Origin of the sequence: Caballeronia sp. LZ033 (genome assembly GCF_031451265.1) — a bacterium.
In the GTDB taxonomy this organism is placed as follows: Bacteria; Pseudomonadota; Gammaproteobacteria; order Burkholderiales; family Burkholderiaceae; genus Caballeronia.
The window spans coordinates 140,322-164,446 of record NZ_JARUXQ010000002.1 but is presented as its reverse complement, the minus strand read 5'-3'; the positions used below and the strand labels follow the sequence as shown (position 1 = coordinate 164,446).

23 protein-coding genes are annotated in these 24,125 nt (G+C 64.6%); 20 read left to right on the top strand and 3 right to left on the bottom strand.

Features of this window, described 5'->3' with window-relative positions; all coding sequences use genetic code 11:
- Positions 1–18 precede the first annotated feature (18 nt).
- Positions 19–615, top strand: a complete 597-nt coding sequence (locus tag QCE62_RS16320; RefSeq protein ID WP_309920343.1) for a ParB/Srx family N-terminal domain-containing protein — start codon at positions 19–21, stop codon at positions 613–615.
- Here QCE62_RS16320 and QCE62_RS16315 read toward each other — a convergent pair.
- On the bottom strand, positions 593–1,675 hold the full coding sequence (locus QCE62_RS16315) for a lipopolysaccharide biosynthesis protein (protein ID WP_309920340.1): 1,083 nt from the start codon (positions 1,673–1,675) through the stop codon (positions 593–595). The two genes, QCE62_RS16320 and QCE62_RS16315, sit on opposite strands and share 23 nt — an antisense overlap.
- A 335-nt stretch (positions 1,676–2,010) precedes the next feature.
- Here QCE62_RS16315 and coxB point away from each other — a divergent pair, with 335 nt between their 5' ends.
- The 15 genes from coxB to QCE62_RS16240 all read left to right on the top strand — a co-directional run bounded on the left by coxB (position 2,011) and on the right by QCE62_RS16240 (position 18,100).
- Entirely contained in the window at positions 2,011–3,057 is a 1,047-nt protein-coding gene (coxB, locus tag QCE62_RS16310; protein ID WP_309920337.1) for a cytochrome c oxidase subunit II, read from the top strand.
- Positions 3,054–5,030 (top strand): cytochrome c oxidase subunit I, encoded by a 1,977-nt coding sequence (ctaD, locus tag QCE62_RS16305; protein WP_309920334.1) that lies wholly within the window; start codon positions 3,054–3,056, stop codon positions 5,028–5,030. The genes coxB and ctaD overlap by 4 nt, the downstream gene beginning before the upstream one ends.
- Positions 5,027–5,641, top strand: coding sequence for a cytochrome c oxidase subunit 3 (locus tag QCE62_RS16300; RefSeq protein ID WP_309920331.1), 615 nt, complete (start codon positions 5,027–5,029; stop codon positions 5,639–5,641). The genes ctaD and QCE62_RS16300 overlap by 4 nt, the downstream gene beginning before the upstream one ends.
- Positions 5,638–6,057: a hypothetical protein gene (locus QCE62_RS16295; RefSeq protein ID WP_309920329.1), complete on the top strand. Its 420-nt coding sequence runs from the start codon at positions 5,638–5,640 to the stop codon at positions 6,055–6,057. Before QCE62_RS16300 ends, QCE62_RS16295 begins: the two co-directional genes overlap by 4 nt.
- 4 nt (positions 6,058–6,061) lie before the next feature.
- Positions 6,062–7,369, top strand: coding sequence for a cytochrome c (locus QCE62_RS16290; RefSeq protein ID WP_309920326.1), 1,308 nt, complete (start codon positions 6,062–6,064; stop codon positions 7,367–7,369).
- A 58-nt stretch (positions 7,370–7,427) separates the two neighbouring features.
- Positions 7,428–8,135 (top strand): PIG-L family deacetylase, encoded by a 708-nt coding sequence (locus tag QCE62_RS16285; protein WP_309920323.1) that lies wholly within the window; start codon positions 7,428–7,430, stop codon positions 8,133–8,135.
- Entirely contained in the window at positions 8,128–9,075 is a 948-nt protein-coding gene (locus tag QCE62_RS16280; protein WP_309920321.1) for a glycosyltransferase, read from the top strand. Before QCE62_RS16285 ends, QCE62_RS16280 begins: the two co-directional genes overlap by 8 nt.
- A 184-nt stretch (positions 9,076–9,259) precedes the next feature.
- On the top strand, positions 9,260–10,531 hold the full coding sequence (locus QCE62_RS16275) for a glycosyltransferase family 1 protein (protein WP_309920318.1): 1,272 nt from the start codon (positions 9,260–9,262) through the stop codon (positions 10,529–10,531).
- Positions 10,528–11,106: an HAD family hydrolase gene (locus QCE62_RS16270; protein ID WP_309920315.1), complete on the top strand. Its 579-nt coding sequence runs from the start codon at positions 10,528–10,530 to the stop codon at positions 11,104–11,106. Before QCE62_RS16275 ends, QCE62_RS16270 begins: the two co-directional genes overlap by 4 nt.
- Positions 11,103–12,278 (top strand): glycosyltransferase family 9 protein, encoded by a 1,176-nt coding sequence (locus QCE62_RS16265; protein ID WP_409017862.1) that lies wholly within the window; start codon positions 11,103–11,105, stop codon positions 12,276–12,278. Before QCE62_RS16270 ends, QCE62_RS16265 begins: the two co-directional genes overlap by 4 nt.
- A gap of 2 nt (positions 12,279–12,280) precedes the next feature.
- Positions 12,281–14,026 (top strand): carbamoyltransferase C-terminal domain-containing protein, encoded by a 1,746-nt coding sequence (locus tag QCE62_RS16260; RefSeq protein WP_309920312.1) that lies wholly within the window; start codon positions 12,281–12,283, stop codon positions 14,024–14,026.
- Positions 14,023–15,078 carry a glycosyltransferase family A protein gene (locus QCE62_RS16255; protein WP_309920309.1) on the top strand — a complete coding sequence of 352 codons (1,056 nt, stop codon included), beginning with the start codon at positions 14,023–14,025 and terminating at the stop codon, positions 15,076–15,078. Before QCE62_RS16260 ends, QCE62_RS16255 begins: the two co-directional genes overlap by 4 nt.
- Positions 15,075–16,148 (top strand): glycosyltransferase family 9 protein, encoded by a 1,074-nt coding sequence (locus QCE62_RS16250; RefSeq protein WP_309920306.1) that lies wholly within the window; start codon positions 15,075–15,077, stop codon positions 16,146–16,148. The genes QCE62_RS16255 and QCE62_RS16250 overlap by 4 nt, the downstream gene beginning before the upstream one ends.
- Entirely contained in the window at positions 16,135–17,094 is a 960-nt protein-coding gene (locus QCE62_RS16245; protein WP_309920304.1) for a glycosyltransferase family 4 protein, read from the top strand. Before QCE62_RS16250 ends, QCE62_RS16245 begins: the two co-directional genes overlap by 14 nt.
- Positions 17,095–17,119: 25 nt before the next feature.
- Positions 17,120–18,100 (top strand): SDR family oxidoreductase, encoded by a 981-nt coding sequence (locus QCE62_RS16240; RefSeq protein ID WP_309920301.1) that lies wholly within the window; start codon positions 17,120–17,122, stop codon positions 18,098–18,100.
- Here QCE62_RS16240 and QCE62_RS16235 read toward each other — a convergent pair.
- Together QCE62_RS16235 and QCE62_RS16230 are read right to left on the bottom strand one after the other, a co-directional pair.
- Positions 18,097–20,748 carry an ATP-binding cassette domain-containing protein gene (locus QCE62_RS16235; protein ID WP_404987402.1) on the bottom strand — a complete coding sequence of 884 codons (2,652 nt, stop codon included), beginning with the start codon at positions 20,746–20,748 and terminating at the stop codon, positions 18,097–18,099. The genes QCE62_RS16240 and QCE62_RS16235 overlap by 4 nt on opposite strands.
- Positions 20,748–21,023: a hypothetical protein gene (locus QCE62_RS16230; RefSeq protein ID WP_309920297.1), complete on the bottom strand. Its 276-nt coding sequence runs from the start codon at positions 21,021–21,023 to the stop codon at positions 20,748–20,750. The genes QCE62_RS16235 and QCE62_RS16230 overlap by 1 nt, the downstream gene beginning before the upstream one ends.
- 167 nt (positions 21,024–21,190) lie before the next feature.
- Between QCE62_RS16230 and QCE62_RS16225 the strand changes: the two genes are divergently transcribed.
- From QCE62_RS16225 to QCE62_RS16210, 4 genes are all read left to right on the top strand, one after another.
- Positions 21,191–21,448, top strand: a complete 258-nt coding sequence (locus QCE62_RS16225) for a hypothetical protein (protein ID WP_309920294.1) — start codon at positions 21,191–21,193, stop codon at positions 21,446–21,448.
- A gap of 101 nt (positions 21,449–21,549) precedes the next feature.
- Positions 21,550–21,774 carry a hypothetical protein gene (locus QCE62_RS16220; protein ID WP_309920291.1) on the top strand — a complete coding sequence of 75 codons (225 nt, stop codon included), beginning with the start codon at positions 21,550–21,552 and terminating at the stop codon, positions 21,772–21,774.
- 184 nt (positions 21,775–21,958) lie between these two features.
- Positions 21,959–23,095: a glutathione-independent formaldehyde dehydrogenase gene (locus QCE62_RS16215; RefSeq protein WP_309920288.1), complete on the top strand. Its 1,137-nt coding sequence runs from the start codon at positions 21,959–21,961 to the stop codon at positions 23,093–23,095.
- Positions 23,096–23,129: 34 nt separating this feature from the next.
- Complete coding sequence (locus QCE62_RS16210; protein ID WP_309920285.1) at positions 23,130–23,996, top strand: glucose 1-dehydrogenase; 867 nt, start codon at positions 23,130–23,132, stop codon at positions 23,994–23,996.
- Positions 23,997–24,125 lie beyond the last annotated feature (129 nt).

The window sequence follows — 24,125 nt, the reverse complement described above, 5'->3', positions numbered from 1 at the left end:
TCGAAGGGAGAGCACGCGATGAACACGCTCGACATCGACCGTCTGCGGCCCACGCAGATGACGCACGGCGAACGACAGATCAGGCAGAAAGCCGAGGCTTATCGGGCGCTGCATGCGCGCGACCTGAAGATGGCGATCGCAGAGAAGCCTGTCGCCATCGTGCTCGGTCCCGATGAAGCGCCGTACGTGATCGACCATCATCATGTCGCGGGCGCGTTGCTGCGCATCGGTGTAACGCGCGTGCCGTTCGTGCTGCTCCGTGATTTCTCGTCCCTGTCATCTGCCGAGTTCTGGCTGACGCTCGACAACCGCTCATGGACTTATCCCTACGATGCCGCGCGCCGCCGAGTCGCGTTCGAGGACATGCCGCACCGGCTGGCCGATGCACAGAACGACGAATTCCGCAGCCTCGCCGCCTTCGTGCGCGACGCGGGCGGCTATGACAAGACCGATGTCCCGCTCGCGGACTTTCGCTGGGCAGACTTCTTTCATGCGCAGTTGCCCTTCCCCGCGAACGACGCGGAGTTCGATGCCCTGCTCCAACCGGCACTTGCATCAGCCCGCAGCCCGAAGGCCGCGGGCCTGCCCGGCTTCATAGGGGATGCGCGGCGATGAAGTTCTTGAACGCTGCATACTCCGGCTTCTGCGTCGTGCCGTCGTTCAGCATGACGCCGTAGGGGCCCTGACCGGTCGGCGGGTCGTCGTAAAGCTCGTACATCTGCAACGACTCGATATCGTATTGCGGCGCGATGGAAAGCAGCGTGCCGAGCATGTCGCTGCTCAGGAAGGCTGCCGCCTGATCCTGCGTGCCGGGAAAGTCCGGACGGATGCCCACTTCGTTGATCCATATCGGCTTGCCGAACGACTTGAGCGTGCCGATCACGTCATGGCAACCGGAGCCGCCGCATGCATGACGCATGTCGCCCTGTTCCGAATACCAGTGCCATGCGGTGATGTCCCACGTCACGACGGGATGTCCGCCGGTGCCGTCCGGTTGCGTGCCGCTGGCGAGCATCTGGTCGAAGCCATAGTGCATCCACGTATTGCCGCCGATGATGATCTTCCCCGCCGGATCCACCGACTTGATGCCGGCAATCATCCCGCGAATGATGCCGCGCGCGATCTGGAAGCACTGGTTGTCGTAGTCGGTGGTGTGCACGCCGTCCACCCAGCCGACGAGACATTGCGGCGCCAGTTCGTTCGTTACCTCGTAGTACGCATACTTCTGCACGCCGACAATCTGCTGCGCCAGCGTGTACGACTTCTGATAGGCGGTGTCCTCGTCGGTGAAGTCCTTCACCACTTGCAGCAGCACCGGATAGACCGTCACGCCGGAGGGCAGCATCATCTGCGCGACGCTTGCCAGCTTCACCGCGTCGGCCTGGCTGGAGACATCGTTGCGATACATCGAGACGTTGAGATCCTTCAGTTGCGCAAGCTGCTGTTGCGGGCTGGAGGTGGCGTAGGCGTCGGCGGCGTTCACGTGGCCGTTCATGCCGTAGAAGATGCTGCCGGCCGGTGCGATGACGGCTGCGGGGGCGCTGGAGGTGGTGGCCGCGGGCGATGAGGCGGGAGTAGGAGACGATGCAGGGGTAGCGGACGCCGTCTGATTACCGTCGTTGTTTCCGCCGCCACCGCCACCGCATGCGCTCAGCGCGACGGTGACGGCGGTCACGCATGCAACCGATAACGATGGCAGGCGACGAGTTTGTTTTGGAATGAGAAGAACCGTAGAAAGCAGAGATGTCATGCGCATGAGTAAAGGCGGGATCCTCGTGATGGCGATGCAGGGAAGCGCCTGACGGACGCCTATTCGACTGAACAAACGGACGCTGGCGGTCCGTCGCGTGGGAACGCCATACATCAGAGAAGTTCAACCCGATTCGGTGCGGAAAGGCCCCGCGCGACGGTAAGCAAATCGTTGGGATCACGGATTGCTGAAGGTGGACAAACAGCGGACTCGGCGTCAGTGAGTTCACCACGTTCACTCATGTCGGGAGACGGCTGCGAATGCCTGCCACGCACCACACGACCCATCGTGCCGGGCGGCTGATTCGCAACACTCGCGCCGCGTCGGCAGCGCTCCTTGTGCTCGCCCGCCAAACAAGCGCCCATGCCGATGCACCGCTGAACTACTTCCTGCACGCCGATGGCCCCGCCGCCGCACCCACCATGCGACTCGGCTGGGCGCTCGCTGCATTGGCCGTCGTCGTGGCGGTGATCGTCAGCGTGCTGTTGATCGGCGGCATCCTGCGCAGGCGTCCGCCGCCCACCGAACACGATGCGCGCCACGTGCAAGGGGAAGGCGGCGGGCTGCATTGGGTATGGATCGGCACGGGTGTGTCGTCGGTCGCGCTGTTCGCGGCCCTCGCCTATGTACTGGTCACGCTCGAATCGGTGGCATCGCCGCACAGACCGCCCGCGCTGACGCTCTCCGTCACCGCCTATGACTGGTGGTGGAAGATCGACTATGCCGGCGACCCGGCAGTGACCACGGCCAACGAGATTCATATTCCTGTCGGCGAGCCGGTGAAGATCGAATTGCGCAGCGCGGACGTCATCCACGCGTTCTGGGTGCCGCGTCTTGCAGGCAAGACCCAGACGATACCGGGCGTCGTCAACGAGCAATGGATACAGGCCGACAAGCCGGGGATCTATCGCGGGCAATGTTCGCAATTCTGCGGGGCACAACATGCGCACATGGCGTTCGAGGTGATCGCCGAGCCGCGCGCGCAATTCGACGCCTGGTACGCAAGGCAGGCCCTGCCGCACGACGCGGCCACGAACCTGAGCGCCGGAGCCAGGCTGTTCGACGACAAATGCGCGGGCTGTCACGCCATCCGCGGGTCCGATGCGAACGGCAAGCAGGCGCCCGATCTCACGCATCTGAACTCCCGCAGGCTGATCGCGGCCGGCTTGCTGCCGAACACGGCAGAGAACCAGCTCGACTGGATCCAGCATGCGCAGCGCATCAAGCCGGATTCGCTGATGCCCTCGATTGCGCTCAGCCCGGCGGATGCCGCCGCGCTGTCCGCCTACCTTCGCACACTGCAATGACCGAACCCGCCACCTCTCCTCCGCCATTGCGGCGCTCGCTCAAGACAGGCCGCGTCGAGCCCGGCAGCGCCGACGAACGCGCCTTGCGCGCGCTGTGGGAGACGCCGCCCGGCTGGCGCGGCTTCTTCTCGACGGTCGATCACAAAAGCATCGGCCTGCGTTACCTCATCACGGCATTCGCGTTCCTGCTGGCAGGCGGCGTGGAGGCGCTCGTAATGCGCGTGCAACTCGCGCGGCCCGACGCGACGCTCCTGACACCCGAGCAATACAACCAGCTCTTCACGATGCACGGCGTCACGATGATCTTTCTCTACGCGCTGCCCGTGCTGTCCGGCTTCTCCAACTATCTGTGGCCGCTGATCCTCGGCGCTCGCGACATGGCGTTTCCGCGTCTCAACGCGCTGTCCTACTGGATCTTCCTGTTTGCCGGGTTGTTCCTCTATGCGAGCTTTCCGTTCGGCGAAGCGCCCAATGCAGGCTGGTTCAACTATGCGCCGCTCGCGGGACTGACCTACAACACCGGTCCCAACATCGACGTCTATGCGCTCGGCATGGTCCTGCTCGGCATCTCGACGACGGTCGGCTCGATGAACTTCGTCGTCACGTTCCTGCGCATGCGCGCGCCGGGCATGTCCATTGACCGCGTGCCGGTGCTCGTGTGGGGCACGCTCACCGCATCGGGCGGCAATCTGCTCGCGGTGCCCTCGGTGAGTCTCGCGTTCTTCCTGCTGTGGCTGGACCGGCGCATCGGCACGCATTTCTTCGACGTGGTGAACGGCGGGCGCGCCCTGCTCTGGCAGCATCTGTTCTGGATCTTCGCGCACCCGTGGGTCTACGCGGTCGTGCTGCCCGCCATGGGCATCGTCTCCGATGCACTGCCCGTGTTCTGCCGTCGGCCGCTGGTGGGCTATCTGCCCGTCGCGCTCTCGACGGTGGCTACGATGGTCGTTGGCTTCGTCGTCTGGATCCACCATATGTTCGCGACCGGCATTCCGGCACTCGCGCTGTCGTTCTTCGGCGCGGCCAGCATGGTGATCGCGATTCCGAGCGCGGTCGCCACTTTCGCATGGATCGCGACCATCTGGACCGGCAGGCCAGTGTTCCGCGTGCCGTTCCTGTACTTCGCGGGCTTCGTGTTCCTGTTCGTGATCGGCGGACTGTCGGGCGTGCTCACCGCCGCCGTGCCGCTCGACTGGCAACTCACCGACACGTATTTCGTCGTCGCACACCTGCATTACGTCTTGCTGGGCATCAACGTATTTCCGGTCATCGGCGGCATCTACTTCTGGTTTCCGAAGTTCACCGGACGCATGATGAGCGAACGCATCGGACGCATCGGGTTCTGGATCCTGTTTGCAGGCTTCAACGTCGCGTTCTTTCCGATGCATATCGCCGGTCTGCTCGGCATGCCGCGCCGCATCTACACGTATGCGCCCGACATGGGCTGGAACACCGTCAACATGATCACGTCGATAGGCGCGTTCCTGTTCGCCGCCGGCGTGCTCGTGTTCATGTGGGACCTCCTCTACAGCCTGCGGCGCGGGCCGGTTGCCGGAGACAATCCGTGGGACGCGCCGACGCTCGAATGGTCCACGTCGTCCCCGCCGCCGCCGTATAACTTCGCCGTCGCGCCGCGCATTGCGAGCCGTCATCCGCTATGGGAAGCGCGCATTTCAGGCCGCGCGCAATCGCAGCTTGCGCAGGGCTATGTGCTGAATCAGGGACGCGAGGCGCTGGGCACTACCGTGCTCGACGGCGACCCCGACGTCATCCTCAAGATGCCCGAAGACTCCTATGCGCCGTTCTGGCTGGGCGTGGCCTCGTTGCTGTTTTTCACGGGGCTCGCTTTGCAGGCGTGGTGGTTCGCGGGCCTCTCGCTGCTCGGATGCGGCGCGGCGATCGTCGCATGGCTGTGGCCGCAACGCGAACTCGGTCAGCGCGACGACGTGCCTCACGCGGAGGCCGCATCATGAGCGAACTCGCGGAAGCCTTGCCGGAACGCGCGAACCTGCCCGTCGGCAGTCCGGGGCAGCGCTCGGGCGGCTGGTGGGGATGTCTCACGCTGGTCGCGACCGAAGCCGCGCTGTTCGGCTATCTGATCTTCTCGTATCTCTATCTCGCCTCTCAGACCACCGAACGCTGGCCACCCGAAGGCATGCCGAAACTCGGGCTCGGCATTGTGAACACCGGCATTCTTCTGAGCAGCAGCGTCTTTGTATGGGCCAGCGAGCGCTTCGTGCGCAAGGGACGGCGCGGCATGGGCGTGCTGATGCTCGTCATCGCGATTGCGCTGGGCGCGGCGTTCGTCGCAATCCAGATGAAGGAATGGGCCGATCATCCCTATGGCCTGACGACGCATCTGTACGGCTCGCTGTATTTCACGATCACCGGCTTTCACATGATGCACGTGCTGGTGGGGCTGATCGTGCTCGCCTTCCTGCTGCTGTGGACCGCGCTCGGTTACTTCGACAGGGCGAGATCGGCGGCGCTGAGTATCGGCGGGCTGTACTGGCATTTCGTCGATGTCGTGTGGCTCTTCATCTTCGCGACGCTTTATCTGTCGCCCTATGTGCTGGCGCGATGACATCCGGTCAACATCCTGCGCGCCCCGGTGGCCTCTCGCTGACTTTCGGTCTGCTGCTCGCGCCGTTCGCGTGGATGACGCAGACGACGCTGGGCCAGACCTTGTCCGCGTGGGGCTGCTTTCCGCATCAACGGCCCGTGCATGCGCCCGCGCTGCCGTGGCTCGAACAGGGACTCGCGATGACGGCGCTGGGCGCACTGGTGATCGGCGGCGCGGGCGGCGTCATCGCATGGCGCAACTGGCGGCGCACGGGGCAGCTTGCATCCGAGCTCAAACAGCAGGGCTCGATCGACCGGCATGCCGCGCGCGATGCCTTCATTGCGCGTGCGGGCGCGCTGGCGAGTGCGCTGTTCGTGTTCGCGCTGATCGCCACCGATCTCGCGTGGCTGCTCGTCTCGCCCTGCGGAGGAAGGTGAACTCATGATCCGCCGCCTTCTATCCATATGCCTGACGTTGTTCGCGTGTGCACCATGGGTCCATGCTCAGACGCCGGACACGTCGCCGGGGCTCGTCGCGCGTGGCGACTATCTTGCCCGCGCCGCCGATTGCGCCGGTTGCCACACCGCCGCCCCGGTGCCGGGCAAGCCTCAGCCGCATCCGTTCGCGGGCGGGCTGCCGATGGGTTCGCCCTTCGGCACCATCTGGTCCAGCAACATCACGCCCGATCCGGTGCATGGGATCGGGGGCTATCGCTATGAGGATTTCGCGCGCGCGTTGCGCGAAGGCGTGGCGCCGGGCGGCAGGCATCTGTACCCGGCGATGCCCTATCCATCGTTCTCGAAGATCAGCGACGACGACTTGCATGCGCTCTACGCCTACTTCATGCATGGCGTCGAACCGGTAGCGCAGGCCGCGCCCGAAACAAAACTGCCGTTCCCGTTCAACCAACGCTGGGCCCTGACCTTCTGGAACTTCGCCTTCGCGCCGGGCAAACCCTTCGTTGCCGATCCGAAGCGCGACGCACAATGGAACCGGGGCGCCTATCTGGTGCAATCGCTCGGCCATTGCGGCGCGTGTCATACGCCGCGTGGCCCGGCCTATGACGAACTCGGCTACACGGACGGGTCGCCCGCCTATCTCACAGGCGGCACCAACGATCACTGGCATGCGCCGAACCTGACCGGCTTGCCGGGCGCGGGACTGGGCCGCATCTCGGCGGCGGACCTCGCCGCCTTTCTCAAGACCGGCCATGGCGCGGGACTGGCCACCTTCGGCGCCATGGTGCAGGTTGTCGAGGACAGCACGCAGTATCTCGACGATCAGGATCTCGACGCCATCGCCTCGTATCTGAAGAGCCTGCCTGCTCACGGCGAAGGGGGCACCTACGATGCTCATTCGCGCGAAGCCCGCCAGAGCGTCGCAGCGCTGCACACCGGCGAGCAGGAGCGACCCGGCGCGGGACTCTATCAGGGTACCTGCGCGCGCTGCCATCAGGCCGACGGCATGGGCGTTCCGCTCAAGTATCCCCGCCTGGCCGGCAATCCGGCGGTGCTGTCGCAGAAGCCGGATTCGCTCGTGCGGCTCGTGCTGCAGGGCGGACGCGCGCCGTCCACCGTCCATGGTCCTGAACCGAAGAAGATGCCCGCGTTCGCTGACCAGCTCACCGACACGGAGATAGCCCGCGTGCTGACCTTCGTGCGCTCGACTTGGGGCAATAACGCGCCGCCGGTCACGACGCGCGATGTCAGGACGATGCGCGAAGCGGTGGGAGGCGGCTCGACACACTGAGCCGCGCGCCAAGGCACAGCCATTGCGCCTGGCGAATGACCTGAACGACCGACACTCGATGATGCAGAAGCCTCCCCGACGCCTGCTGGTCATCTCCCCGCATCTCGACGACGCCGTTTTCAGTTGCGGCGCCCTGCTCGCTGCGGAAACCGATGCGTTGGTCTGCACGGTGTTCGCCGGAACGCCCGAGATGCCGATGGTGACCGGCTGGGACACGGAGTGCGGTTTCAGCGATGCTCACCAGGCCATGGAAGCACGTCGCGCCGAAGACATTGCGGCGCTGGAGATACTCGGCGCACGCGCCAGGCATCTCTCGTTCCTCGATTCGCAATACGCGGAGGACGGAGCGCAAACGATGCAAGCGATCGCTGACGCGCTTGCCGACGTGATCCACGCGGGTCGCCATGACGCCGTCCTGATCCCCGCAGGCCTGTTCCACTCCGACCATGATCTCGTGCACCGTGCCGCGCTCGCCGCCTGCATGGCCGATGCGTCGCAGCGCTGCATCGCGTATGAAGATGGCCTGTACCGGCGCATGGACGGGCTCGTGCAGCAACGTCTGGCGGCTCTTCAAAGCGACGGAATGGAAGCCACGCCCTGGCTCGAAACCATCGACGTAGCGGGCCTGCCTGGCTATCTGGAAGGGAAGCAGCGCGCAGTCCAATGTTATGCGAGCCAGTTGAGAGCGTTCGGTCCGCACGGTTATGACGACGTGCTCGCACCCGAACGCTTCTGGACCTTGCGAACGAAGCATCGCGATGCGTGAACCCGCAATGCTTGCCGATTCCGTGGGCACACGTCTCACCGTGGTCGTGCTGACCTACAACCGTGCCGATCAGGTGCTCGACACGCTCGCAAGACTTACCGCGCTGCCTGATCGCATCCACCTCGTAGCGGTCGATAACGCTTCCTCTGATGGCACCGCTGAACGCATCGAGGCCGATTTTCCGGATGTCGAACTCATCGTCGCGCCGGGCAACCTCGGCGCGGCGGGACGCAATCTCGGCGTAGCACGCGTGCAGACCGAGTACGTTGCCTTCTGCGATGACGACACCTGGTGGCACGCCGGATCGCTCTCACGTGCCATCGACATACTTGATGCGGCCCCGCGCGTCGGCGTGCTGAATGCGCGCGTGGTAGTAGGCGAGCCAGGCGCGACCGACGAAACCTGCGAACGCATGCGCGTCAGCCCCTTGGCGCACGATGGCTTGCCGGGGCCTGCGCTGATCGGCTTCATGGCGGGCGCTTGCGTGTTCCGCACCAGCGTATTCCGGCAGACGGGCGGATACGAGCCGAGACTGTTCATCGGCGGAGAAGAAACGCTGGTATCACTCGATGTTCTGAGCGCTGGTCATGAGATCGTCTATGCAGACGAACTTGTGCTCCACCACCATCCGTCACCGCTTCGCGACAGCGCCCAGCGGCGCAAGCTCCTGGCGCGCAACGCAGCCTGGGTCGCATGGATGCGCCTGCCGTGGCGCGAAGCGATCATGACGACCCGCGATGCGTTTCGCACCTTGCGCGCGGAAGCATCGTTAATCCGCGGGCTGCCTGAACTTCTTCGCGGCATCGCGTGGGCCGCCGCAAGACGCCGCGTCATCCCTTCACGAGTCCAGGAAATGCGCCGCATCGTCCGCGACGATGACCTGCGCCAAGTGGTTGAAACCTCATCCCGCCACGCATTCCGTTTTACACGCGATTCTTGAAAGCGCGTTCGCTGCGCAACGCACCCAACGATATTCGGTTCGTCTCCATGCGAACCGCAGATCGTTTCATAGTCCTCCGTACGTTCGCAACGAGTGGCATAGCGAATGCTGAAAGCTATCGACTGATCCACGCGACGACGCACCGCGCCCATGCGGAGAGGGATCTTGTGAAAAGGGGACATCCGTGAAGATCGCGTTGATCAGTGAACATGCTTCGCCACTGGCGGTGGCAGGTGGAGTCGATAGCGGCGGTCAGAACATCTATGTCGCCAACGTCGCGCGGCAACTTGTGCGCCTCGGTCATGATGTCGATGTATTCACACGTTGCGATCGTTCGTTGTTGCCGCTTGTCTCGCGTTTCGAAAACATCCGCGTGATAAACGTTCCGGCGGGGCCGCCGGTGCAGTTGCCCAAGGAGCAGCTTCTACCGCACATGGACGCCTTCGCGAACTTCATGATCGAGTTCATGAAGCAAGAACGACAGCCCTATTCCGTCGTGCATGCGAATTTCTTCATGTCGGGTCTGGTCGGCTTGCGCATCAAGGATGCGCTCGGCGTGCCGCTGGTCACCACCTTCCATGCACTCGGGCGTGTGCGGCGGCTGCATCAAGGCGAATCGGACGGCTTTCCCGATGCGCGCTTCGCCATCGAAGACGAACTGGTCAGCCGTTCCGATTCCGTCATCGCCGAATGTCCGCAGGATGAGAACGATCTGATGCATCTCTATGACGCCGATCCCGCACGCATTGATCTCGTGCCGTGCGGCTTCGACCGCACCGAGTTTCATCCGCTCGACAAGGCGCAGGCACGCACACGGTTGGGCTGGCCACAGGATCGCTTCATCGTGTTGCAACTGGGACGGATGGTGCCGCGCAAGGGCATCGACAACGTGGTGCGCGCAATGGGCGCCTGCCACGCCACGCACGGCGAAGCGGCCGAGCTCTATATAGCAGGCGGCAACTCCGACGAACCCAACGAGGGCGCCACGCCGGAGATCGGCAGGCTGCGCGGCATCGCGCGGGAATGCGGGGTTGAAGCGCATGTGCACTTCGTGGGCCGTCATGGACGCGGCGAGCTGAAGCACTTTTATAACGCCGCCGATGTCTTCGTGACGACGCCCTGGTACGAGCCCTTCGGCATCACGCCGCTGGAAGCCATGGCGTGCGGCACGCCGGTGATCGGCGCGGACGTGGGCGGTATCCGCTATTCCGTCGCGCATGGAGAGACCGGCTTGCTGGTGCCGCCGAGGCATCCGGACGCGCTCGCAGAAGCACTGGTCACCTTGAAACGCAACCCGGCCCTGGCCCGCAGGATGGGCGATGCCGGCCTGGCACGCGCCCATGCCATGTTCACGTGGTCGAGCGTGGCGCAGGCGCTTGCGCGGGTCTATGCACGCGTCAGCGGCGAAGATACGCAGACCGCCACGGCGCTCCAGATGAGCAGGGCCGCCCGATGATGCCGCCCGCAAGACCCGCCGTCTTCATCGATAAGGACGGCACGCTGCTACACGACGTACCGTGGAACGTGGATCCGGAACGGATGCGGCTTACGCCCGGCGCGTTCGACGCACTGCGCCTGTTCACGTCGCTCGACCTGCCGCTGTTCATCATCAGCAACCAGAGCGGCGTGGCGCTCGGCAAGTTCAGCCGCGAAGCGCTCGATCCAATGGAAGCTCGCCTGCGGACGCTTGCTGCCGAAGCGGGTGCTGCGTTCGAAGGCATCTACTGGTGTCCGCATCATCCGCAAGGCGTCGTACCCGAATATGCGATGCAGTGCGACTGCCGCAAGCCCGCGCCCGGCCTCATCATGCGGGCCGCACGCGAGCATCGCATCGATCTGGCGCGCAGCTGGTTCATCGGCGACATACTCGATGATGTGGAAGCTGGACATCGCGCGGGCTGCCGCTGTGTGCTGATCGACAACGGCAACGAAACTGAATGGCTGCGCGGTGAAGGGCGTGAACCCGACATCGTGGTGCGTGACATGCATGAAGCCGCGCTCGCGATCGTGAACGCGGAGTGCCCCGCATGAAGCGCGACACGGAACAGCCGGTGTCCATGACGCCGGTCATCGCAGCGCACGCCCGCAAGAGCGCGGCGAACGCTCCGCGCGAATGGGGCGCGGACGTGAAGCGCATTCTCTGCATCCGGCTGGACAATCTCGGCGACGTCCTGATGACCACGCCCGCGCTGCATGCGTTGCGCAACGCGCAGCCGGGCCGCCATCTGACCTTGCTCGCTTCGCGTTCGGGCAAGGCGGCGGCGCCGTTCATCGATGCCATCGACGATGTGATCGAATACGACGCGCCCTGGGTCAAGCAGGATGCGCCCATCGACCCGCTCGCTGACCTGGCCATGCGCGCGCGTCTCGACGAAGCGCGTTTCGATGCGGCCGTGATCTTCAGCGTCTATAGCCAGAACCCGCTGCCGGCGGCCATGCTATGTCATCTCGCTGGCATTCCGTTGCGGCTCGCGCATTGCCGTGAGAACCCCTATGGCCTGTTGACCGACTGGGTCGCGGAAAGCGAGCCGCAACTCGGCACGCGTCATGAAGTGGAACGGCAGCTTGCGCTGGTCGCGCAGGTGGGCGCACGCGCGGACGATACCCGCATGCGTTTCAACGAGCAGCCCGCCGATGTCGCTTCGCTCGCGCAGAAGCTGCTAGCACGCGACGTGGATATAGATGCGCCTTTCATCGTCGTGCATCCCGGCGCCACGGCGGAGTCGCGCCGTTATCCCGTCGAGCGCTTTGCGCAAGTGATCGCGTGTCTCGGCGAGCAGTTGAACGTGCCGGTGTTCGTCACCGGATCGGCAAGCGAAAGCACGCTCTGTCGCGAAGCTTGCGGCGCCAGTCCGCACGCCATCGACCTCTCGGGCACGGTGTCGCTCGGCGAACTGGGCGCGCTCATCCGCCGTGCGCGCGTGCTGATATCGAACAACAGCGGCCCGGTGCATCTCGCTTCGGCGCTCGGCACGCCGGTCGTGGATCTCTACGCGCTCACCAATCCGCAGCACATGCCCTGGCAGACGCCGCACCGCGTGCTCTATCACGACGTGCCGTGCCGCTGGTGCTACCGCAGCGTGTGTCCTGAAGGCCATCACGCCTGCCTGCTGGGCGTGCCGGTGCAGGACGTCGTCGATGCCGCGCTGGCCCTGCTCGAAACCGAACTCCCACCCATCAACACGACCACACAGGTTTTCTAGTCATGTACACACTGGGTATCAACGCCGTTTATCACGACAGCGCGGCCGCGCTCATCAAGGATGGCGTGGTCATCGCCGCTGCCGAAGACGAACGCTTCACGCATGTGAAGCATGCCAAGCGGCCCGTGCCGTTCTCGACGTGGCAGCTTCCCTTCGATGCCATCGACTATTGCCTGAAGGAAGCGGGCATCGAACTGGCCGATGTGGATCACGTCACCTATTCATACGATCCGCATCTGTTCTCGGGCATGCCCAAGGATGCGAAGGCCAGCATCACGCTGCCGATGATGCCTTCGGAACAACCGCTGTCCAATCCGTCCGACTCGCCGTGGGACCCGCTGTTCCTGAGCTACATCGTCAATGCGCAGGGACAGTTGCGCGACGGCGCGCCGCATCATCTGCGCAAGCGCTTCGCCAGTGGCGGGCGTGTGCCGCGTTACACCTGGCACAACGTGGATCATCACCTCTGCCATGAAGCGAGCGCATTCCTCGCCGCGCCCTTCGATGACTGCGCCGTGCTCACGATGGACGGCCGCGGCGAAGGCGTGACGACGAGTCTCGGGCAGTTCGTCGATGGCGAATATCGCCGGCTGAAGCAGGTGGAGCTGCCTCACTCGCTGGGGCTCCTGTATGAAGCGGTGACGGACTATCTGGGCTTCCTGCACTCCTCCGACGAGTACAAGGTGATGGCGCTGGCATCGTTCGGCAAGCCCGTGCATGCGGATCAGTTCCGCGAGATCGTCAGGTATCGGAACGACGGAAGCTATACGGTGGATGCGCCGCGTCTCGTCGAACGTTTCGGTCCGGCGCGCGAACGCGGTGGTCCGCTCACGCAGCATCACTACGACGTCGCGCACTCGTTGCAGGTCGTGCTGGAGGAAACCGCACTCGAACTTGCGAAGTGGCTGCACGCGAAAACCGGCCTGTCCCATCTGGCGATGGCCGGCGGCGTCGCGCTCAATTGCGTGATGAATGCGCGGCTGCGCGATCGCGGCCCGTTTGCCGATGTATGGGTGCAGCCCGCGGCGGGCGACGCCGGTACGGCGCTGGGCGCCGCGTTGTGGACCGACTGGCGCGAGCGGAGCATCGCGGGCGAACCCGGCCGCAAGTGGCGCATGAATCATGCGTATCTCGGCCCATCCTTCGCCGACGATGACATCGAAACCCTCCTGAAGTGGACGCGCGCGCCGTATCGCAGGCTCGATGACATCGCTGCGGAAACCGCCGACCTGCTTGCGCAAAACCGCGTGATCGGCTGGTATCAGGGACGCACCGAGTTCGGACCGCGTGCGCTCGGTGCGCGTTCCATCCTGGCCTCGCCCATCGATGCAACGATGCAGGCGCGCCTGAACGAGATCAAGGACCGCGAGGACTTCCGTCCGGTTGCGCCCGTGGTGATGGAAGAACACGCCGCCGACTGGTTCGTCGATGCGCGCGTCGCGCCCTACATGCTGTTCATCTTCGACGTGCGCGAGGACATGAAGGACCGTATTCCGGCGGTGACGCATATCGACGGCACCGCGCGCGTGCAGACCGTCAACCGCTCGCAGCATGCGCTCTATTACGACCTGCTCGCGGCCTTCAAGGCGCGCACGGGCGTGCCGGTGCTGGTCAACACGTCGTTCAACACGCGCGGCGAGCCGATGGTGAACTCCCCGCGCGATGCGCTCGAATCGTTCTGGACCTCGCCGCTGGATGCGCTGGTGATCGGTCCGTTCCTGGTCGAGAAGCCGGGGTTGCGCGCATGAGCACCTGCACCGGTCTCGTCGATCACGACGGCACTGCCGCTGCAGGCGATGCAAACGCGGCGGACCGTGGGGACTTCATCCCTGAGGTATCGGTGGTCGTGCCGACCTACCGTCGTCCCGCGATGCTCGAACGCTGCGTACGCGCGCTCGCCGCGCAGCAATACGACGCGGCGCGTTACGAGATCATCGTGTGCGACGACGGCCCGGACGCTGCCACGCAAGCCTGCGTGCAACGTCTGGCGCATGAGCACGCGCCGCAGGGTCTGCGCATCCGCTACGTGCCCGTCACGGCGACCCAAGGGCCGGCGGGCGCGCGCAACGCGGGCTGGCATGCTTCGCTTGCACGGCGCATCGCCTTCACCGACGACGACACCATCCCTGATCCGCATTGGCTCGCTAACGGTGTCTGCGCACTCGACGCCGGCGCGGACGCGGTCTCCGGCCGTATCGTCGTGCCGCTGGGACCGCGTCCGACCGACTACGAATGCGATGCAGCCGGACTCGCCACGGCCGAGTTCGCCACGGCCAACGCCTTCGCGACCCGTGCCGCGCTGGAGCGCACCGGCGGTTTCGATGCACGCTATACCGCCGCGTGGCGCGAGGATTCGGATCTGCAGTTCGCGCTGATGCAGGCGGGACTGACGATCGCGCGCGCGGAAGATGCGATCGTGCTGCATCCGGTGCGTCCCGCGCGCTGGGGCGTATGCATCTCCCAACAGAAGAAGAGCCAGTTCGACGCCCTGTTGTTCAAGAAGTATCCAGACCTCTTTCGCGCGCGCATTCGACGCGGCCCGCCGCTGCTGTATTACGCGATGCTCGCGGCGCTGGCGACCGCGCTGCTATCGTTCATTGCCGGTGCGCCTCGTGTGGCGGTCACGGCACTGCTCGTCTGGGCCGCACTGACGCTAGGGTTCGGCGCGCAGCGGCTCAAGCGCACCGCCCACACGCCCGCGCATATCGCGGAGATGCTGTGGACTTCGGCCATCATCCCGACTCTGTCGATCTACTGGCGCATCCGCGGCGCGCTCCGCTTCAAGGTGCTGTTCCTATGAATGCCGGACCGGTACAACGCATCGTCATTTTTCGCGCGCTGCAACTCGGCGACATGCTGTGCGCCGTGCCCGCGCTGCGAGCGCTGCGGCGCGCTCATCCGCACGCGCACATCGCGTTGATCGGCTTGCCATGGGCCAGCAGCTTCGTCGACCGATACGCGCATCTGCTGAATGAACTGATCGTGTTTCCAGGCGCGGTGGGCTTTCCGGAACAGGAAGAAACCGACGCACATCTGCCCGCCTTCCAGCAGGCCATGCGCGAGCGCCGCTTCGATCTGGCGATTCAGCTGCACGGCAGCGGCGGCGTGGCGAACGATATCGTCAAAGGCTTCGGTGCACGGCTGAACGCAGGTTTCCTCAAGCCCGACGAAGGCATGCGCGCAGGCGTGTTCATGCCATGGCCCGACGAGCTGCCCGAATCGGCGCGCTATGCGGCGCTGCTGCAACGCCTCGGTATCGATGCAAGCGATCTGTCGCTCGAGATTCCGCTCACGGTGGAAGACGAACGCGAATGCGCCGCGCTCATCGAAGCCTGTGCGATCGATTGCAACCGCCTCGTGCTGGTGCATCCGGGCGCGCAACTGCCGTCGCGGCGCTGGCCCGTCGAACGCTTCGGCGAGGTCGCGCGTGAGCTTGCTCGCACGGGATGGCGTATCGCCGTCACAGGCAGCCCGGGCGAAGCCGCGCTCACCGCGCATGTGACGCAGAACGGAGGACCGAATGCCATCGATCTCGCCGGTGCGACCTCGCTCGGCGGACTGGCGGCGCTCGTCGGCCGGGCGCGGCTGATCGTGTGCAACGACACCGGGCTGTCTCACGTCGCAGCCGCGATGCGCACGCCGAGCGTGGTGATCGCGTCAGGCAGCGACACGCACCGCTGGGCGCCCACCGATCACGCCCGGCATCGCGTGCTGGCCGACTGGCCCGCATGCCGTCCGTGCGCGTTCCGCGTGTGCCCTTATGAACACGAATGCGCGACCAACATCGGCGTGCCCGCCGTGCTCGATGCCGCCCGCGCGCAACTCGAAACGACCTTCCGCAAGGAGACGCTGATCCATGCCCATGACTAGCTCCCGGCGCTTGCGCGTGCTGACATGGCACGTGCATGGCAACTATCTCTACTACCTGAGCCAGACGCCGCACGACTTTTACCTCGTCACGCGCCCCGGTTATCCACCCGGATATGCGGGCACGGCGGGCGCGCTGCCGTTCGGCGCAAACGTGCATGAGATTCCGGCCAGCGAAGTGCAGTCGCAGTCCTTCGACGTCGTCCTGTTCCAGCACAAGCAGCAGTGGGACGACGACCGCATCAACCTGTTGAGCGATGCGCAGCGGCGCTTGCCACGCGTGTATATCGAACACGATCCGCCGCAGGAAAATGCTTTCGAACAGAAGCACTGGGTCCAGGATCGCGACACGCTGCTCGTGCACGTCACGCACTTCAACCGGCTCATGTGGGACAACGGCGAAACGCAGACGCGCGTTATCGAGCACGGCGTGGTCGTGCCGGAAGGCGTGCGCTACAGCGGCGAACTAGAGCGCGGCATCGCCGTCATCAATCACCTGCGGCAGCGCGGCAGGCGGCTCGGCAACGATGTTTTCGCGCATGCGGCCGAGCGCGTGCCGCTCGATCTCGTCGGCATGGACGCGCAGTCTGCGGGCGGCATCGGCGAGATTGGCAACATGGAGCTCGCCGCGTTCGTCGCGCGCTATCGCTTCTTCTTCAACCCGATCCGCTGGACCAGCCTGGGACTGGCGATCGTCGAGGCGATGACCATCGGCATGCCGATCATCGGGCTGGCCACGACCGAACTCGCAGCCGTCATTCGCAATGGCGAGAACGGTTTTGTCGATACGAATCCGCTTGCGCTCATCGATGCCATGCAACGCCTGCTGCGCGACCCCGCCGAAGCGCGACGTCTCGGCGAAGGCGCGCGCCGCACTGCGTTGGAACGATTCCATATCGCACGCTTCGCCCATGACTGGGACGAAACCCTGCGCCACGTATGCAGCTGAAATTGATCTTCAAAGGAATGGCGACATGAAAGAAGCCTATAGAAAGCGGATTCTGGTGACGGGCGGTGCGGGCTTTCTCGGCTCCCACCTGTGCGAGCGGCTGCTTGCGCAAGGTCACGACGTGCTGTGCGTGGACAACTTCTACACCGGCACGAAGGACAACATTGCGCATCTGCTGGACAGCGCGAACTTCGAACTGATGCGCCACGACGTTACGTTTCCGCTGTATGTGGAAGTGGACGAGATCTATAACCTCGCGTGTCCCGCGTCGCCCATTCACTATCAGCATGATCCGGTGCAGACGACCAAGACCAGCGTGCATGGCGCCATCAACATGCTCGGCCTGGCGAAGCGCGTCCACGCGAAGATCTTCCAGGCATCGACGAGCGAAGTGTATGGCGATGCCCACGTTCATCCGCAGCAGGAAGCGTATTGGGGCAACGTGAATCCCATCGGCCCGCGCTCCTGCTACGACGAAGGCAAGCGCTGCGCCGAAACGCTGTTCATGGACTACCGGCGCCAGCATGGACTCTCGATCAGGATCGCGCGCATCTTCAATACCTATGGTCCGCGCATGCATCCCGCCGATGGCCGCGTGATTTCCAACTTCATGATGCAGGCGCTGTGCGGCCAGCCGATCACCGTCTATGGAGAAGGCTCGCAGACGCGCTCGTTCTGTTATGTCGACGACATGGTCGACGCCTTCATTCGCCTGATGAACACGCCCGACGACGTCACCGGCCCGGTGAACCTCGGCAATCCGCATGAACTGTCGATGCTCGACATCGCGCGGCGCATCATCGAGTTGACGGGGTCGTCGTCCGAGATCATCTTCAAGCCCCTGCCGCTCGACGATCCGTGGCATCGCCAGCCGGACATCTCGCTTGCGCGCGACTTGCTCGGCTGGGCGCCGTCCACGCATCTCGACGAAGGCTTGCGGCGCACCGCGCAGCATTTCCGCGGCATCATCGAAGCCGCCGATGCACGCGCCGCGCATGCCGCTTAAACGCTGCGTGCGGTGACGCCCTCGATGGTGGCAATCAGCTTCGGCGCGGGCACAGGCTTGGTCAGGTGGGCCTGGAAGCCCGCCGCCTGCGCCCGTGCGCGCGCCTCGGCCTGGGCAAAGCCCGTCAGCGCGATAGCCGGCATGCGCTCGGCCAGCGACGCGCCGCGGCTTGCCTCTTCCTCGCGTATTAGCCGCAATACGTCATAGCCGTCCTGATCGCCGCCCAGCACGATATCGCACAGCAGGACGCCAGGCCATTGCGCCGTCGGCAGAGCGCGCAGCCGCGCCAGCGCTTCGTCGCCGGACGCACATGACACGACCTGCGCGCCGACGGTCTCGAGCACGGCTTCGAGTGCATCGCGGGCTTCTTCCTGATCGTCCAGCACCATGACCGTGATGCCCGTGAGCGCATCCTCGGCGGTACCGGCATTGATGTGGGCATCGTCGAGCACGGGGCGCAGCGGCATCGTCGCGACATAGGCCACCTGCCTGTCGATGGTGCGCGCCGCGAAGCCCCCGCCAATCTCCGTCAGCGCCTTCTCCAGCCGGCGCATCTGTTGCCGCGACAGTTCCACCGGCGCGGCGCGCTGTCCCATCACCACCAGCGACGCATGATTGCCCTCGCGGAACACGCGCAACTCGACGCGTTCGCCACGTGTCGCCGTGCCGATCTGCACGCGGCACAGCTCCGCGACGATCTGCTGCAACACGCCCGCGTCGCCCGACACGCGCAAGCCTGGTTCAGTCATCACCGTGTAGAGATTCACGCCACGCGCCGCAATCTCTTCATGGAGCGCATCGATCACGCCGCTCACCAGCGTATCGAGCCCGACCGCTTCCGCCGATATCTTGCGCTGCGCATGTTCGAGTTCGCCCTGTTGCCATTGCAGCGACCACATGCGGGCATACACGCCATCGAGCGTGAGCAGGTCGTCATGCTGTCCCTGTTCGACGATGCGTCCATGCTCCATCACGAGGATCCAGTCCGAATCGACGACGGTGGACAGACGATGCGCGATCACAATCGACGTGCGTCCCTCCGCCAGCCGGTCCAGTTCGTTCTGGATGGCGCGCTCGGAACGCGTGTCGAGTGCGGACGTGGCTTCGTCGAACACGATGACGCGCGGATTCTTCAGGATGGCCCGCGCTATGGCGATACGCTGCCGCTCGCCGCCCGAGAGCCGCACGCCGCGTTCGCCTACGCGCGTGTCGTAGTGATCCGGCAGGCGCTCGATGAAGCCGTCCAGCTGCGCGGCGCGCGCCGCCTGCACGATCTCGGCGCGCGTGGCGTCAGGCCGTCCATAGCCGATGTTGTAGGCAATCGTATCGTTGAAGAGCACGGTGTCCTGCGGCACGATGCCAATGGTCGCGCGCAGGCTGTTCTGCGTCACTTGCGCGATGTCCTGACCGTCGATGCGAATGGCGCCCGACGTCGGTTCGTAGAGACGGAACAACAGCTTCACGAGCGTCGACTTGCCCGAGCCGCTGCCGCCCACCACCGCGAGCTTCTTGCCCGGATGCGCGCGGAAGTCGACATCGCGCAGGATCTGCCGCGCCGGATCGTAGCCAAACTCGACATGCTCGAACTCGATCTCGCCCGCCGTCACGACGAGCGGCTTCGCACCGGTCTCGTCGATGTCCTCGCGCACGCGCCCGCGCGACAGCAGGATGTTGAACATGCGCTCGACGTTCACGATGGCGTCGTTGGTCTCGCGAAACACGAAGCCCAGCGTGTTGAGCGGATTGCACACTTGCACGATGTAGGCATTGACCAGCACGAGATCGCCGACGCTCATCGTTCCCGCGACCACATGCTGCGCCGCGCGCAGCATCACGGCGGCAATGCCCCCGGCGATGATCGTGCTTTGCCCTACGTGCAGCAGCGTCAGCGCGCGCTGGTTCGCGACACGCGCGTGAACCCATTGTTCGAGCACGCCCGACAGACGCCCGCGCTCCGTGTCTTCGCTGGCGAAGAACTTGACGGTTTCGTAGTTGAGCAGGCTGTCGACGAGGCGGCTGTCCGACTGCGCTTCCAGCGCGTTGACGGCGCGCTGGAAGCGCATGCGATAGCGAGTAAAGATGAGCGTCCACACCGAGTACAGCACGAAGGTCACGCCGATGATGGCCATGAACTCCAGCGAGTAGCTGCTGACCATCACCGCCACGACGGTACCGATCTCGATCAGCACCGGCACGATGGTGAACAGCGACGTGCCGAGCAGGAAGCCCACGCCATCCGCGCCTTTCTGGACATCGCGCACCACGGCGCCGGTTTCGCGCCTGGCGTGGAAGCGCGCGCCGAGCGCATGCAGATGCGCGAACGTTCGCTCCGTGAACGACGCGACGGTGCGCTGCGTGACGATGCTGAAGACGACATCGCGTGCTTCATTGAGCACATCGCCGAGATAGCGCAGCAGCACATAAGCGAGGATCAGGAAGACCGGAAAGATGACGGTCGATGCCGGGTGACTGAACTCGTCGATGACCCGCTTGAGCAGCAGCGGCACGGACACCACGGCAAGCCGCGCGGCGATCATCAGCACCAGCGCTGCCGCCGTCTGATAACGCCATGCCCAGACCGCGCGCCACAGATCGCTGACGATGCGTCGGCGAACGCGCGTGCGATCCCGGTCCTCTGTAACCGGGATCACTCCTTCCAGTCCTTGCGATTGGCCGTTCCTGGACCGGATGCACCACCGTGCTGCTTCTTCACGCGTTGCTCTTCGGTTCGCTTGAGCGTGGCGGGATCGGTGCCGGATTGTCCCGCCGCACCCGCGCCGCCCGCAATGCCTGCGGACTTGCCGGCGCCATCGTCGCTGGGCGCTTTGTTGCCGGGCGGTGCGCCGTTTTGCTGGGCCGAGGCGGCGCTGATGCACGCGCCCGTCAGTGCAGCAATGATTGCGGATTGCAGAAAGCGCTTCATAGGCCCCCTCCGTGGTTGCTGGCGAACGCGTATTCGTTAGCAACGCGTGCGCCAGCCATGGCGCCCGATGTCCGCAAATACGGCGGTCCGCAAATACCGGGTCAATCGGCAGATAAGCAGGAGCAAGAAATGCTGTACCGGGATATGCGCATGTCACGGAGACAATCATGTATTCCCTAGGCGCGTACTTCCTCGAAATCTTCCCGGAGTCCATTCCCGGCGACGGCTGGACCGGCGCCGCGCGGTTCTCGCGTCGCAGCGACTACAAACTCCATGCGGTCGTGACAACCGTTACCTTTCCCAGCCATATCTTCAAGCCGTCACGACGCCAGGCCGAAGGCGCCATTGCCGACTGGGCACGCGACTTCGTCAAGTCGAGCGGCGATGTGCTCGAATCATCCCTGCGGCTGGCCAGCAGAGTCTGAAGAGATCCCGCGAGGACCGCGCACGACGCGTTGTAACATTGGCGACCGGACGTCTTCTTGTGAGCGTCCCGAGCAGCGATTTCATCTGATCGAGGTCCGCCATGGCCCGCACGCGCGTACTGAACGAACTCAACAGGCTCAACCCGTTCATTGTCGATTGTGAAGTGCGCATCGAAGCGCAGCGGCAGCGGATCGACTGGATCAAACAAGGCGGCGGCAATGCCGAGGACTCCGAGAAGCTTCTGAACAATCTCATCTCCAGTTCCAGTGCGTTGACACGGCTTCGCCTGACGGACGTGGAAGAGCTTCGCGAGCGCGAAAACTGAGCAGCCCGGATCCATCGTCCTTTCGCGTAAAGCGTCTCTCGCGCGTCGTCGCCATCAACGCCGCGCATTCAACTCTGTTTGTCCGGCTCCGCCGCACTGCAACGCGCGGGTACATCCAATGCTGCGTCGACGTCATGGCCGCGCAAGCGGACCGCACTCTCGAACCCCAGCACTGGAGCTCTGAATGAAAGCCCTCGTTTACGAAGGACCGCGACAGGTCGTCGTCAAGGACATGCCTGACGCACGCATCGAACAGCCGAACGACGTGATCGTCAAGATCACCACCACCAACATCTGCGGTTCCGATCTGCATATGTACGAAGGCCGGACCAATATGGAGACCGGCCGCATTCTCGGTCATGAAAATCTGGGCGTGATCGTCGAAGCCGGTCCGGGCGTCACGCGCGTGAAGGTGGGCGACCGGGTGTGCCTGCCGTTCAACATCGGCTGCGGCTTCTGCAAGAACTGCGAGAAGGGCCTTACCGGTTTCTGTCTCACGGCCAATCCCGGCATGGCCGGCGCGGCTTATGGCTTCGCCGGCATGGGCCCGTATAGCGGCGGTCAGGCCGAATACCTGCGCGTGCCGTTCGCGGACTTCAATTGCCTGCTGCTGCCGCCCGATGCCGTGGAGAAGGAGAACGACTACGTCATGCTCTCCGACATCCTCCCGACCGGCTATCACGCCACCGTGCTCGCGGGCGTCGAAGCAGGCGACAGCGTTGTCATTTACGGCGCCGGTCCAGTGGGGCTGATGGCCGCGATGTCGGCGAATCTCAAGGGCGCCTCGAAAGTCATGGTGGTCGATTCGCACCCGGACCGCCTGAAACTCGCGGAGCGTCTCGGCGCCATTCCGATCGACGACAGCGACGGCGGCGGCGTGGACCGCGTGCTCGAACTCACGGGCGGCGAAGGGGCCGATCGCGGTTGCGAGTGCGTCGGTTATCAGTGCACCTGTCAAGGTCATGAAGTGCCGAATCTCACGATGAACAACCTCGTGAAGTCGGTGCGCGCGACGGGCAGCATCGGCGTGGTGGGCGTGTTCGTCGCGGAAGACCCGGGTTCGCCCGACGCGTTGATGAAGAAGGGTCAGCTCGCGTTCGACTTCGGTTCGTTCTGGATGAAGGGTCAGCGCATGGCGACGGGCCAGGCCAACGTCAAGGCCTACAACCGCAAACTGCGCGATCTGATCGAAGCAGACAAGCTGAAGCCGTCGCAGATCATTTCGCATGAACTGCCGCTCGAACAGGCGCCCGAAGGCTATCGCAACTTCGACGAACGCCGTGACGGCTGGACCAAGGTCGTTCTGAAGACCGCCGCCTGAGCTCTCGAACACTCGACCCATCAAGGAAACCGACATGACCGACAAAGACTATCCCCGTCCGCCGATGCCTCAGCAGCAGCAGGAAAGCCGTCCCGGACACACCGCTCCGATGAACCCGCAACCGGATCACGGCGAATCCAGCTACAGGGGCAGCGGCCGGCTCGCGGGGAAGATCGCGCTGATCACGGGCGCGGACAGCGGCATCGGCCGCGCGGTGGCGATCGCGTATGCGCGTGAAGGCGCGGATGTGGCCATTGCGTATCTGAACGAACATGCGGACGCCGAGGAAACCGCACGCCTCGTCAAGGATGCAGGCCGGCGCGCGCTGCTGCTGCCCGGCGACATCACGGACCGCGAGCATTGCAAACAACTCGTTGCGAAGACGGCGGAGACGTTCGGCCGGATCGACGTGCTGGTGAACAACGCGGCCTATCAGGCTACCTACGACAAGCTGGAAGACATCAGCGACGACGAATGGGACAAGACCTATTCGACCAACATCGGCGCGATGTTCCGCATCACGAAGGCGGCGCTCGCGCACATGAAGCCGGGCAGCGCCATCGTCAACACCACGTCGATCAACGCCGATTCGCCCAATCCCGGGCTGATCGCCTACGCGAGCACCAAGGGCGCGATCCAGAACTTCACGGGCGGTCTGGCGCAATTGCTGGCTGAACGCGGCATCCGCGCCAACTGCGTGGCGCCGGGGCCGATCTGGACACCGCTGATTCCTTCGACCATGCCGCCATCGAGCGTCGAGAACTTCGGCAAGCAGACGCCGATGAAGCGCCCGGGCCAGCCCGCTGAACTCGCCGCTGCTTACGTCATGCTCGCTGAGGACGATGCAAGCTATATCTCGGGTGCGACCATCGCGGTGACGGGCGGCAAGCCGATCATCTGACAGCGGCACTGCGATTGCTTTTAGAAGGATGTGACACGCTCCGCGCACTGGCGCGGGGCCTACGACCTGAAGGAGCGAGCGAACGAATCGCGGCACGCAATATCGTGGAACGCAGGCGACGCGGCGCGG

Bases quoted from the DNA above. Each gene is read 5' to 3' on its own strand.
- QCE62_RS16260 (WP_309920312.1), top strand. From the start codon at position 12,281: ATGTACACACTGGGTATCAACGCCGTTTATCACGACAGCGCGGCCGCG.
- QCE62_RS16290 (WP_309920326.1), top strand. From the start codon at position 6,062: ATGATCCGCCGCCTTCTATCCATATGCCTGACGTTGTTCGCGTGTGCA.
- QCE62_RS16215 (WP_309920288.1), top strand. From the start codon at position 21,959: ATGAAAGCCCTCGTTTACGAAGGACCGCGACAGGTCGTCGTCAAGGAC.
- coxB (WP_309920337.1), top strand. From the start codon at position 2,011: ATGCCTGCCACGCACCACACGACCCATCGTGCCGGGCGGCTGATTCGC.
- QCE62_RS16245 (WP_309920304.1), top strand. From the start codon at position 16,135: ATGCCCATGACTAGCTCCCGGCGCTTGCGCGTGCTGACATGGCACGTG.
- QCE62_RS16320 (WP_309920343.1), top strand. From the start codon at position 19: ATGAACACGCTCGACATCGACCGTCTGCGGCCCACGCAGATGACGCAC.
- QCE62_RS16250 (WP_309920306.1), top strand. From the start codon at position 15,075: ATGAATGCCGGACCGGTACAACGCATCGTCATTTTTCGCGCGCTGCAA.
- QCE62_RS16255 (WP_309920309.1), top strand. From the start codon at position 14,023: ATGAGCACCTGCACCGGTCTCGTCGATCACGACGGCACTGCCGCTGCA.
- QCE62_RS16295 (WP_309920329.1), top strand. From the start codon at position 5,638: ATGACATCCGGTCAACATCCTGCGCGCCCCGGTGGCCTCTCGCTGACT.
- QCE62_RS16270 (WP_309920315.1), top strand. From the start codon at position 10,528: ATGATGCCGCCCGCAAGACCCGCCGTCTTCATCGATAAGGACGGCACG.
- QCE62_RS16230 (WP_309920297.1), bottom strand. From the start codon at position 21,023: ATGAAGCGCTTTCTGCAATCCGCAATCATTGCTGCACTGACGGGCGCG.
- QCE62_RS16225 (WP_309920294.1), top strand. From the start codon at position 21,191: ATGTATTCCCTAGGCGCGTACTTCCTCGAAATCTTCCCGGAGTCCATT.
- QCE62_RS16240 (WP_309920301.1), top strand. From the start codon at position 17,120: ATGAAAGAAGCCTATAGAAAGCGGATTCTGGTGACGGGCGGTGCGGGC.
- QCE62_RS16285 (WP_309920323.1), top strand. From the start codon at position 7,428: ATGATGCAGAAGCCTCCCCGACGCCTGCTGGTCATCTCCCCGCATCTC.
- QCE62_RS16220 (WP_309920291.1), top strand. From the start codon at position 21,550: ATGGCCCGCACGCGCGTACTGAACGAACTCAACAGGCTCAACCCGTTC.
- QCE62_RS16265 (WP_409017862.1), top strand. From the start codon at position 11,103: ATGAAGCGCGACACGGAACAGCCGGTGTCCATGACGCCGGTCATCGCA.
- ctaD (WP_309920334.1), top strand. From the start codon at position 3,054: ATGACCGAACCCGCCACCTCTCCTCCGCCATTGCGGCGCTCGCTCAAG.
- QCE62_RS16300 (WP_309920331.1), top strand. From the start codon at position 5,027: ATGAGCGAACTCGCGGAAGCCTTGCCGGAACGCGCGAACCTGCCCGTC.
- QCE62_RS16210 (WP_309920285.1), top strand. From the start codon at position 23,130: ATGACCGACAAAGACTATCCCCGTCCGCCGATGCCTCAGCAGCAGCAG.
- QCE62_RS16280 (WP_309920321.1), top strand. From the start codon at position 8,128: ATGCGTGAACCCGCAATGCTTGCCGATTCCGTGGGCACACGTCTCACC.